The sequence below is a fragment of the Rhodococcus marinonascens NBRC 14363 genome (assembly GCF_001894885.1).
GTDB lineage: Bacteria > Actinomycetota > Actinomycetes > Mycobacteriales > Mycobacteriaceae > Rhodococcus_F > Rhodococcus_F marinonascens.
Genome location: NZ_BCXB01000058.1, coordinates 1 through 11,453 on the forward strand (window position 1 = coordinate 1; position 11,453 = coordinate 11,453).

Genomic DNA, 11,453 nt, shown 5'->3' on the forward strand with positions numbered 1-11,453 from the left:
TGCAACGCCTGCCGCAGTTCCCGGTTGCGGGTACGACGATCCTTGGTACTGCCGCGACCGCCCGGACCGTCCGGGGCACCGTCCCCGTAGGTGCCGATGAGGTGGTCGCCAAGTGCCCGGTCCGAGGTCACGGCGATGTTCACGATGCCCAGGTCCACCCCAATCCACCCGCCGGGGGCGCTCAGGTGTTCGCCGCCGCCCACCGGGATATCGGGCACATCGCAGGTGGCGATCAAATAGGCGGTAGGTTTTCCCTTCCGATCACGCTGTACCACCAGATCGGTTTCCCCCCTGCGGTATTTCCGCAGCATCGCGACCTGGTCGCGGTGCCCGACGAAACGCAGGTTCTTCATCCGGCCGTCGAGCGTCCAGATCGACACGGTGCCGCCGCCCATGCTGTCCGGGTCGTGTTGCCAGGACAGGCACCGGTCGTCGAACGGTTGCGCCGCGTCGGGACGGAATCGGATCGGCGCGGCCTCCACGCGTTCCCGGCGCCGAGATCCTGTCGGCCCGTACCTGCCGCTACGGAGGTTGGCCCGCAGGGCTGTATACGAATCGGCGACCTTGCGAATCACCGACTGCGCCACCTGAGCACCCAACCCACCGTGCTCACGGGCGGTGGCGTAGGTGATCGCCCGCAGATCGCGTTTACGGAACACCCGCTTCTCATGCGCGATCTGAGCGACCAGGGTGGCGGTGTCATTACAGACGGTCAGGGTGCGTATCAAGGTGTCGAGTTGCCGCCCGTCGGGCACCACCTTCACCCGCACCACCTGTTTCATGCCCCGGACCCTAACAGTGACCCCCGACACCACACCGGGAACCAAAACCGCACGCACGCACGGGCCGTTCGGTCATCTTTCAACCTTCCGCGCACACGTGGTCTTCACCCCATCCGCAAGTATCTGTGGGGTGCTCACTTCTGATCGCCGTCCACTTTGCAGGCTCGTGCGGCGGCGCACCCCGGTCGACCGTCAAGGACCACATCGAAAACCAGAAACGCCCCGCACACTGACGCGATTCCTCCCTGCCCTGAACGGCCGGGGTTCCTCGCTACCTACCGCTGAAGAGCGTATGGACGGGGACCGACAGAAGGGCGTCGAGCGTGCTGAGCGACGAGTATCACATCGCCAATTTTGGGTGGCCGCCACGGGTGTGGGCCGCGCCCGGGAGTCGACCTCGGGCAGAAGCCCCCAGCCATGCGGGGGCGCTCGGTTCGGGAAGTTGGTAGGCAAGGCGGGATTCACTCGCCGAACTCCCTTTGAGCAGGAGGAACGCGGCGAGCAGGGGTAGTGGAGAACCCTGTTTTCGTCGCGCTTCCTTTACCCTTTCGGGTGAAACAAACGCCGTAAAACAGACTGATTGTTACTGAGTCGTTACCAACCGGCCCCGCACATCCCGATCGGTCTGGAAGGGGCCGTTGGGCGTGCGCCCGGTCGACATGGAGGCATTCCAGTTCGTAACCTTTTCGAGACCTAGCGGAGACTCGCAGCCTCATACCGGGGCAGCATCGCTGGTCACCGCCTAATCGGCCTCTCGCAAGAGCGGTCGTACCGGGAACCCAAGTTTCTACTGGGGTGAATCCCGCCGGGACTTCTTTCACGAACCGGTGGGTAGGGCTGATCTTCCCAGCCCGAACCCGTCAGCTAACTCGGTCGGCGGATGAACGGAAGAATTGGAGTACCCATCTCGTGGCGTCACAAGATTCCAAACGAAATGTGCGACGGGCAGTCGTCGCCGGCGCGCTCGCAGTCGGAGCGCTCACCGCTACCGCGGCCCCCGCGGCCGCAGACCCCATCACGATCCCCGGAATCGGAACCTTCGAGATCCCAGGGCCTGTCGTCCCGCAGATGCCCGGAGCGCCCACCGGGCCGGTCGCGCCGCCCATGAACACTGCCGGCGAGAGGGCCGTTCAGGCCGCTCAGGCCAAGCTCGGTGCGCCGTATTCCTACGGCTCCGCCGGCCCCAACTCGTTCGACTGCTCCGGGCTCGTGCAGTGGGCGTACAAGCAGGCCGGTCTGAATCTGCCGCGCACCAGCCATGAACAGGCCGCCGTCGGCACGCGCGTGCCGCAGTCCGATCTTCGCCTCGGCGATGTCATCTCCTTCTACGGCGGTACGCACTCCGGCATCTACGCCGGCAACGGCAACGTGATCCACGCCGCTTCCGCAGGGCAGCCCGTCAAGTTGGCGCCCGTCGCGTCCATGCCTGTCGACGAGGCGCGCCGCTTCTGATCCCGTTCTGATCCCGCGAAGGGCGAACATGGCGGTCGAGACATGGCTGGACGCATGCGTATGCGATTCCGTAACCTATCCGAGACCTTGCGAAAATATGCCGTCCAATCGGGCGGCAGCGCGGGTCACCGCCACTTCGGCCATTCCGGGTTTGTTCGAGCCGGGGATGCCCGAGCCGCTCGGACGGTCGACGCGGCTGGTGGAGATCGACGATCGGAGAAGTGCAATTCCGTGGTGTCACCTATGAAGCGCTCCCTGCGCAGTGTGCTGACGGCAGGTGTGTTGTCTTTGGTGCTCGTGTCGCTGCCCTCGATCCAGGCGGGCGCCGACCCGGTCTTCACCAATCCGACCGACTCGATGGCGAAACTCGGTGAACTGTCGCGTCAATCCGAGCAGACCTCGGAGGCACTCCACGACGCTCAGATCGATCTGGAAGCCAAACAGTCGACGGAACGTGACGCGGACGCCGTGGCATCGGCCGATCAGGTTGTGCTCGACGCCGCGAGGGCGCAGGTCGAGGTGTTCCGACCGGCGGTGAACCAGCTGGCCACGGCCACCTACCAGGGTGCTCGGACCAATCGCCTGTTCGCCGTCATGAGCAGCGACTCGCCGCAGCAACTCCTCGACCAGATGTCGGTGCTCGACGTCATCTCCAAAGAAACCAGTAACCAGGTGGTTCAGTTCTGGTCGGCCACTTCGGATGCGACGAGTGCGGCAGAGGCGTCCAAGGATTCTGCGGACGCCGCACGGTCCGCCGCGGAGCAGGCCAAGGCGGTGAGCGACGATTTGCAACGCAAGCAGAGTGATCTTCAAGCCCAGATCGATGAGGTGTTGGAGGCGTTCGGCAATCTCAGCGCCTCGGAGCGCGAGGAGTTGGCGGGCACGCCGTTCCCACCCGGACTAGACCCGGCCACGATCCTCGCTCACCTGACGCCGGGCGCGGGCACGAGCGCATTACAGGCCGCCTTGACCCGCATCGGCGACCCGTACGTGTGGGGCGCGTCCGGGCCGAACGAGTTCGACTGCTCAGGGCTCGTCGTGTGGGCCTACAACCAAATCGGCAGGACGCTGCCGAGGTCGAGTCAGGCGCAGGCCAGTGGCGGGATGCCGGTGTCCCGCGACGCGCTACAAGCCGGTGACCTGGTCCTGTTCTACGACGATGCGTCCCACGTCGGCATCTACGCAGGCAACGGCAACATCGTCCATGCCTCGACATACGGGGTTCCGGTCAAAGTCGAGTCGATGGCAACGTTCCCGTTCTATGGAGCGCGCCGTTACTGACGGCGACCCTGCCCCGCTCGGGCGGTGCTCCTAGACTCACCGCGTGCCCGAATCGAACCCGCACACCGCGGGGCCCGCACCGGATCCGACCCCACGCCGTCAGACGCGGCCGTGGGAGTGGGCGGCGCTGGTCGGACTCGTCGTCGCCGTGGTCGCCGTCCTGGGACTGACCGGTCTCGTGCACGGCGATCATGGTGCGGACGCGGTCAGCGGAATATCGAATGCTGACCAGCGCTCCCGCACGGTGGCGGTGCAGGCACTCCTCGACACATGGGCGTCGGCTGAACAAAGCGATGATGCCGCCGAATTGTCCGATCTGATCGACAAGTCGGCGGCACCTGGCTTCCTCGCTGCGGAAACGCGACGAGCGGCCAACATCTCCGGCGTGGAATTCTCGGACTGGGGTTACGAGATCACCGCCGGACCCGAAACGGTGGTTCCGCCGAGTCTCGTCGATGCACTGGGCGCCGACGAGGTATGGGCACCTGCTGTGCAACTCCGCTACGCGATCGCGGGGGCCGACGAGCGTCCCACCCGGAAACCGGTGTCCCTCGTCGTGGCCCGGCGCGGCGACTACTGGACGGTGGTCAGAGACAGCGCCACGGCTGACGGAGGCACCCCGACATGGCGAGGTCCTTGGGATTTCGGTCCGATTGTGTCGCGCCGCGTCGACACGGGCGACGGGCGAACGTCGGTGGTGCTCGGGCACCCCGGGGACGCTCAGATGGTCGACAGTCTCGCCGGGGAACTCCCGGCCGCCGTCGCCGACGTGACTCAACTGTGGGGTTCGGACTGGGCGGGCCGCGCGCTCGTCTGGGTCGCGGAATCGCAGGAGGAGTTCACGGCTCTGGTCGGTCCGAATCACGATGGCCGCAACATCGCCGCCGTCGCGATCTCGGACGCGGTCGACCCGGATTCCGACGTGGTCACGGGACAGAGGATCGTATTCAGCCCGGCATCGACGGAGCGGCTCACCGACGTCACCAGGCGCGAGATCCTGCGGCACGAACTGACCCACGTGGCGACGCGGGCCGAGACGATCGACGGTTCGCCGATGTGGATGCTCGAGGGCTACGCCGAGTACGCGGGCTACCGGGGTACGCGCATGACTGATCGGCAGATCGCTCCCACGCTTGCCGCTCGGCTCACTGCCGAGGGTGCCCCCGGCGACTTCCCCGACGACGACGACTTCGCCGCGTCCGGCGAACGTGGGACGCTGGCGTACGAGACCGCGTGGTCGATCAGCGCCTTCGTCGCCGACGAGTTCGGCGAAGCCCGGTTGACCGACTTGTACCGGGCACTGGCCGTGGGGAAGGCGGATTCGCAGACGGTGGACGGACGCCTGGCCGGTGTCATCGGCATCGACGGCGATCAGTTCAGGAACCGCTGGAGCGCCTGGGTGGGTGCTCACCTGGGGTAACCCTGCGTCGGCGTCCATCCGGCGAACCGCCTACGGTGATCACATGCGCCGAACCCTGTTGGTGACGAACGATTTTCCGCCGCGCCCCGGCGGAATTCAGTCGTACCTGCACACCTTCGCCAAGTATCTGCCCGCAGAGGAACTCGTCGTCTATGCGCCGCGCTGGCGAGGCGACTCGCACATCAAGTTCGATGCACGGCAACCATTTCAGGTGGTACGTCATCCGACAACGCTGATGGTGCCCACCCCGTTCGTCGCGCGTCGCGCGGCCGAAATTCTCGCGGAACACGAGTGCACGGGCGTCTGGTTCGGCGCGGCCGCCCCGCTCGCGCTGCTCTCCCCGGCGATGCGCCGCGCCGGAGCGCAGCGGGTGATCGCGAGCACGCACGGGCACGAGGTCGGTTGGTCGATGCTGCCCGCGGCCCGGCAGGCGCTCGGCCGCATCGGTACGCATACCGACACCGTCACGTATGTGAGCCGCTACACCCGCCGCAGATTCGCGTCCGCATTCGGCTTGAGCGCGGCGCTCGAGCACCTGCCGCCGGGAGTGGACACCGAACATTTCGCTCCGGACAGCGGCGCTCGGGCCGAACTGCGCTCCCGGTACCGACTGGGGGAGCGGCCGACAATTCTGTGCCTGTCGCGCCTGGTGCCGCGTAAGGGGCAGGACGTCCTGATCCGGGCTCTGCCCGGTATCCGCGAACATATCGACGGCGCAGTCCTGGTCATCGTCGGCGGCGGACCCTATGAGGACCGGCTGCGGTCGCTGGCCCGGTCGATGGGTGTGGAGGAGCATGTGGTGTTCACGGGCACAGTGCCTTCGGCCGAATTGGCTGCCCACCACACGATCGCCGATGTGTTCGCGATGCCATGCCGGACGAGGGGTGCCGGACTCGACGTGGAGGGACTCGGCATCGTGTTCCTCGAGGCGTCGGCCACCGGCGTCCCGGTCATCGCGGGACAGTCGGGCGGCGCCCCGGAAACAGTGCGGCAGAACGAAACCGGAATGGTCGTAGACGGTACATCAGTTGCCGACGTGGCGCAATCGGTGATCGCCGTGCTGTCGGATCCCGACCGCGCCGCCGCGATGGGCGCGGCGGGCCGCGAGTGGATCAAGGCAGAGTGGCGATGGGACGTTCTCGCCGGAAAGCTACAGTCGCTGCTCGCCTAGGCTGCCCGCTCGAGATCGAAGAGCACGTAGGCCCGAATAATTCTCCGTATCTTTCTGTGTGGACGAAGGACAGGTCCATGAAACAGTCACATGCGTTGGTATCGGTCACTATTGACAAACCGTGGCCGACTATCGACACTCTTGCGTGAGTGGACCGCGATAAGTCGGGGGACGCGGTTGGTCATGCAACTGATCGATTGGAGATCTCCCTGTGTCCCAAAGGACTATGTCCCGCAGCACTATGTCCCGCAGCGCTGTGCCCCAAAGCGCTGTGCCCCAAAGCGCTGTGCCCCACCGCACTATGGTTCACAAACCGATGCGCCGCGCCTTTGCCGCCGCCGCCTCCGCCGCCCTTGTCGCGACCGGTCTGACCGTCAGCGTCGGCGTGGGCGCCGCCGGCGCCGCCGAGGCCGCCGAGGCAGAGACCGACGCCGTCGCGTGCTCGCAAACGAGCCACCGTACCAAGAAGAACGCCTCTACCTGGGGCGTCACCCACACCTACGACAAGACGGTCACCACCGCGGAGGCCGCGCCAGGCTCGGAGGTCACCTACAAGATCGTCGTCGGCACCACCGGCATAGGCAACCCGTACCTCAGCAGCATCATCGACTACCCGCCGGACGGGTTCGGGGCGCCGGTCAAGGCGACCGTCAGAAGGTTCACGGCCGCCGCCGCCGGGCAATCCACCCATGACGTCACCCTGGTGCCGAGCGGTTCCGGCTACAAGATGAGTAGCACCGGAATTTTCATGAACGCCAGCAACTCCGTCACGATGCAGGTGACCTACAAGGTTCCCGACGACGTCCCAGTCGGCAGCACCGTCACCAGCGGCGGGATCAAGACGGGCGGCACCGTCGGCATCGGCCACAGCCTGCCCGGCGTGCTGACGGCATGCTTCACCGTCCGCGCCCCGAACCCGGGCGAGACCGTCACCGGCAGCCTGGATGATTCCGGCCTCGGCTCCTCGGACGGCCAACTCAGCTCCACAGGCTCGATCAGCGACGTCCTCGGCGACACCATCGGCCGGGCCATCCAGAGCCTCAGCTGACGTGTAGAGCACCACGCGTCAGGTGACAATGTGGTAGCGGCACCCGGAATTTGACCTTTCCGGGGCCGCTTCCGCGTCGTCGGGCCGGTGAGGGCGCACCCGCCCGAAACCCCGCAGGGGTTGCGCAGCCACGCGCCTCGAGGAAACGTCCGTGCACGGGCAGGTGTACCGGCTGCGTGTCCGTCGCGAGGAACTCGAATTATCCCGCGCGCCAGCTCCTTCTGTGAGCCAACGTGTCATCGCCGTTGACGGCGGCGAGGGTCGCACCGAGAAGAAACCTTCCACACCGCGAAGGGCCTGACACCCGGAAAAGGTGGGGACCGAGAACCCGGCGAACGACGGCACGCTCCCGCCATCAACACCGAGCCCGGCAACGCCATTATCGAACCGGAAGGCACCTACCCAACGCGACTGTGGTAACAGGTTGGTCGAGATCGAAGAGCTTCTAGGCCTGGACGATTCTCCGCGTTTTCCTGCGTGGGTGAACGCGGGTCCGTATAACAGTCACATGCGTCGACATCGAGCGCCCTTGGCAATCCTGCGCTCGCTCCAGACAATCTGGGGCCTGTAGACCGCGACAGGTCGGCATACCGCGGTTGGCTCTGCAACCGATCAATTGGAGATTTATCTTGTCCCACAACCCGATGCGCCGTGCCGCTGCCCGGGCTGCCTCCGCCGCCCTGGTTGTGACCGGTCTGACCGTCGGCCTCGGCGCGGGCGTGGCCGGCGCCGCCGAGTGCTCGCAGACGAGCCACGCTACGAAGAACAACATTTCCACCGTGTGGGTCACCCACACCTACGACAAGACGGTCACCGCCTCGCAGGCTGCCAGCGGCACGGAGGTCACCTACAAGACCGTCGTCGGCACCAGCGGCATCGGCAACCCCTACCTCAGCTCCATCGTCGATTACCCGCCGGCCGGGTTCGGGGCGCCGGTCAAGGCGACCATCAAGAGGTTCACGTTCCCGAGTGGGCAGGACACCGCAACTGTCACCCCGGTGCCGAGCGGCTCCGGCTATAAGGTGAGTAGCCCCGGAATTTCGATCAACTCCTCCAACCCTGTCACCCTGGAGATGACCTACAGGGTCCCCGACGACCTCCCCGTCGGCAGCACCGTCACCAGTGGCGGCATCAAGACAGGGGGCACCGTCGGCATCGGTGAGAATCTGCCCAACCTGACCGCGTGCTTCACCGTGCGAGAACCGAACGCGGGCGAGGCCGTCACCGGCAGCCTGGACAGCGGCGGCCTCGGCTCCTCGGAGGGGCAGCTCAGCTCTACGGGTTCCATCAGCGAAGTCCTCGGCGACACGATCGCCCGGTTCCTCAAGAACTTCAGCTGATATGTAGAGAATTCCGTCAAGTGACAAAAGTGGAGGCGGCGCCCGAAGTGGACCTTTAGGGGCCGCTTCCGCATGGCCGCGGACTTCGTCGCCGCGGCGGGTGCCGACTACTGGGATCTCCGACTGCTGGGGTCTCCGAGTCTGGCGCGACGAGTCTGGGTCTCCGAGTCTGGGTCTCCGAGTCTGGGGCGACGAGATGAACGAGGACGGGGCGTTCCCATCGAAGCGTACGACGAATGACGCGTAGCCGACCGCCGCTACCTCCCGGAGGGTCCAAACCGTCGAAGAGATAGCTGACAATTCTCCATAGCTTACGGCAAGCCTCTGTCGTCACAAAGTAACGCGCACAGCAATTTACACCATAATGTGACTCCTGTCTTCTGTCTGTGACAGGCCGCCCGACGCCACTCTCGGTCACCGGGCCAACACGAGCGGCCATGGTCAGATCCGCTGGTCGATGACGCCGCCGCCGGTTCGTCGATCCGAGCAAGAAAGATATTTGGACATGCGACCAGGTGTTTTGCGGGAATGTTAAGAATTTGCTAAGCGAATGGCGGTTCACCGTGGTAGAACTTCAACGCATCGTAAAGGGCGTACCTGGTTTCTCCGGGTTACCGGCAGCGATGCGCGAGACCTCGACCACGGATGCTACGAAACTCGGCCCATTCCTTTGGGCGAACACAACTCCTATCCGAGACCGATATTCCAAACCCGCGACCGGGTTCGACGAAAGCTGGGACTTTAGATGAACAAGCAGACCAAGGGCGCCATCGCCGCCGGTGCAGCCGCACTCCTTCTCGCCGGTGGAGCGGGCACCATGGCCGCGTGGAACGACTCGGCGAGCGTCGGCGGGGGCTCCGTCCAGTCCGGTACCCTTTCGCTTGACCAGGTGAACGAGACCGGTTGGACCGACAGCAAGGGCGCCCCCATCGCCGATATCTCGCAGTTCTTGGCGGTGCCCGGCGATGTCCTCACCTACAGTGCGAGCTTCGAGATTGGCGCCACCGGTAACAACCTGTCCGCGACGCTGACGGCAGACGAGAGCACGATCGACGGTGACGCTGCCCTCGCGGACGCATTGGGGCTGGCGACTACCGCCACGATCAACGACGTGGAACTCGCGGACGGCACCATCACCACGGAGAACAACGGCAATGTCGTCGACGTCGAGGTGAAGGTCACCTTCAACGACGTGGAGGGCAACGCCGCTCAGGGCGAGTCCGTCGATTTGACCAACTTCAGCGTCGAGCTGAAGCAGAACGCCTAGTCGCAAACGCCCAACCGCTTTCAGGTGGGCACCCCCGGCGCGTTGGTCGCCGGCCCGATCCGGGTCGGCGACCGATGCGCCACACGTTTCGACCCCGGCTGCCGCGCTCGAGGCATGGCCGCACATGTGTATTAACCCCGGCGCACTGGCGCCGCTGCTGGATGTATCAGGAAAGGCATAGCAACAATGTCTCGTCAAGAGGTTTCGAGTTCAGCGTCGGGGTTCGGTGCCCGCGCGCGGTCGTTGATGTCGGGTAGCAAGCCGCGGGCGGTTGCGTCGTTGGGGATCGTGTTGGGTCTCGGTGCGATCGGGACGCTGGCGGCCTGGAGTGATACTGCGACGGCGACGTCGGGTGTGTTCTCGACCGGCTCGATCGATTTGCAGATCGACGGGGAACAGGGCAATCCGTACGCGTTTACGGAGTGGTCGCTGTCGGGCTTGTTGCCGGGCGAACGGTCGAGCGCGAAGTTGCCGGTGACGAACACGGGTTCGGCGCCGCTCACCTACACGATTTCGGCGGCGGCGTCCTCGTCGGACGTGGCTCCGTACATGGTGTTCGTGCTCAAGGACGGTGATCCAGGCGCGTCGGGCAACAAGTGCAGTGGTGACACCCTCGGGCCGGTTACGTGGATGGAGAAGGGTGGCTCGGTGGAGGCGCTCGACGGCCCGAGGACGTTGGGGCCGGGGGAGAGTGAGAACGTGTGTTTCCAGATTCGGTTGCATCCGGACGCGAAGGACACTGCGGGTACGAACAACAGTGTTGAGGGCAAGTCTGTGGACGTGTCATTCAACTTCAATGCGACGACGGCCTGATTGTCATGACTGCGCAAGCAAATCCGGCTGGGTCGGATCGCAAACTGCCCATTCGTGACATCGCCCTGAATGTGGGGGCGATCGCGGGCTTGGTCTGTGTGTTGGCTGCGTCGGCGTCGTTCTTCTTTGGTATCAAGCCGTTGGTGTTCCGGTCGGGGTCGATGTCTCCGGATATCACCACGGGTTCGTTGGCGCTCTCGCGTGCGGTGCCGGCCTCTGATCTGGCGGTCGGTGATGTGGTGAGTGTGCTGAATCCGCAGGGCACTCGGATCACGCACCGGGTGAAGGAGATCGTGTCGTCGAACGCGAACTCTTCGGTGTTGATCCTCAAGGGTGATGCGAACAAGGATGCGGATCTGTCTCCGTACACCGTGTCCGAGGCTGATCGGGTGTTCTTCAGTGTTCCCTCGCTCGGTTATGTGGTGGCATGGCTGTCTTCGCCGGTGGCGATCTTCCTCGGCGGCGCCTTCGTGGGCAGTTTGATGGTGGTCGCGTTCCGGCCTGCCGCGCGTAAGGATGACGACGGCCAGGGCGGTAGTGGTGGTTCGTCCGGCGGTGAGAAGTCCGGTGAGCCCGAGGCCGAATCCGAGCCCAACGCCGAATCGTTGGGGCACAGCGACTTCGATGACGCACCGACGCAGCAGTTTGAGATGCCGGTCGCTCCGGTGACCAAGACCCGAACCCTCGCGACCCGCCTTTTGCCGACCCGGATTCGGCCGTCCCGTATGTTGCCGGCGCGGCCTTTGATGGCGCTGGGTGCGGTCGGTGTGGCGGCTTTGGTGGCGACCACGTCGGGTACGGCTGCGGCGTTCACCGATACCGCGGCCGTGGCGAGCACGTTCGGTGCGAACGCGAACTTTTATCCGACCCCGGTGGTCA

The 11,453-nt window shown here is 65.3% G+C and carries 10 protein-coding genes and 1 riboswitch; of the genes, 9 read left to right on the forward strand and 1 reads right to left on the reverse strand.

Annotation, left to right across the window (positions count from 1 at the left end; genetic code table 11):
* Positions 1-782: nuclease/transposase family protein (locus RM2_RS21815; RefSeq protein WP_507762071.1), on the reverse strand; the 782-nt coding region annotated here is incomplete at its 3' end.
* Between the two features lie 729 nt (positions 783-1,511).
* Positions 1,512-1,677: riboswitch (cyclic di-AMP (ydaO/yuaA leader) on the forward strand.
* Positions 1,678-1,691: 14 nt separating this feature from the next.
* Between RM2_RS21815 and RM2_RS21820 the strand changes: the two genes are divergently transcribed.
* The 9 genes from RM2_RS21820 to RM2_RS21860 all read left to right on the forward strand — a co-directional run.
* Positions 1,692-2,234, forward strand: a complete 543-nt coding sequence (locus tag RM2_RS21820; protein ID WP_072691593.1) for a C40 family peptidase — start codon at positions 1,692-1,694, stop codon at positions 2,232-2,234.
* A 243-nt stretch (positions 2,235-2,477) separates the two neighbouring features.
* Positions 2,478-3,515: a C40 family peptidase gene (locus tag RM2_RS21825; RefSeq protein ID WP_072691594.1), complete on the forward strand. Its 1,038-nt coding sequence runs from the start codon at positions 2,478-2,480 to the stop codon at positions 3,513-3,515.
* Between the two features lie 43 nt (positions 3,516-3,558).
* Positions 3,559-4,935: a hypothetical protein gene (locus tag RM2_RS21830; protein WP_072691595.1), complete on the forward strand. Its 1,377-nt coding sequence runs from the start codon at positions 3,559-3,561 to the stop codon at positions 4,933-4,935.
* Between the two features lie 43 nt (positions 4,936-4,978).
* Positions 4,979-6,106 (forward strand): glycosyltransferase family 4 protein, encoded by a 1,128-nt coding sequence (locus RM2_RS21835; protein WP_072691601.1) that lies wholly within the window; start codon positions 4,979-4,981, stop codon positions 6,104-6,106.
* A gap of 301 nt (positions 6,107-6,407) precedes the next feature.
* Positions 6,408-7,154 (forward strand): hypothetical protein, encoded by a 747-nt coding sequence (locus RM2_RS24720; protein WP_169846796.1) that lies wholly within the window; start codon positions 6,408-6,410, stop codon positions 7,152-7,154.
* Positions 7,155-7,783: 629 nt separating this feature from the next.
* Positions 7,784-8,494 carry a hypothetical protein gene (locus tag RM2_RS21845; protein ID WP_245814089.1) on the forward strand — a complete coding sequence of 237 codons (711 nt, stop codon included), beginning with the start codon at positions 7,784-7,786 and terminating at the stop codon, positions 8,492-8,494.
* A gap of 745 nt (positions 8,495-9,239) precedes the next feature.
* Entirely contained in the window at positions 9,240-9,761 is a 522-nt protein-coding gene (locus RM2_RS21850) for an alternate-type signal peptide domain-containing protein (protein WP_072691598.1), read from the forward strand.
* A gap of 186 nt (positions 9,762-9,947) precedes the next feature.
* Positions 9,948-10,574, forward strand: coding sequence for a SipW-dependent-type signal peptide-containing protein (locus RM2_RS21855; protein ID WP_072691599.1), 627 nt, complete (start codon positions 9,948-9,950; stop codon positions 10,572-10,574).
* A 5-nt stretch (positions 10,575-10,579) separates the two neighbouring features.
* Positions 10,580-11,453 (forward strand): signal peptidase I (locus tag RM2_RS21860; RefSeq protein WP_072691600.1); only part of this gene is annotated, 874 nt, incomplete at its 3' end.

Coding starts and splice junctions, on each gene's coding strand:
- RM2_RS24720 (WP_169846796.1), top strand. CDS start 6,408: ATGGTTCACAAACCGATGCGCCGCGCCTTTGCCGCCGCCGCCTCCGCC.
- RM2_RS21850 (WP_072691598.1), top strand. CDS start 9,240: ATGAACAAGCAGACCAAGGGCGCCATCGCCGCCGGTGCAGCCGCACTC.
- RM2_RS21855 (WP_072691599.1), top strand. CDS start 9,948: ATGTCTCGTCAAGAGGTTTCGAGTTCAGCGTCGGGGTTCGGTGCCCGC.
- RM2_RS21835 (WP_072691601.1), top strand. CDS start 4,979: ATGCGCCGAACCCTGTTGGTGACGAACGATTTTCCGCCGCGCCCCGGC.
- RM2_RS21825 (WP_072691594.1), top strand. CDS start 2,478: ATGAAGCGCTCCCTGCGCAGTGTGCTGACGGCAGGTGTGTTGTCTTTG.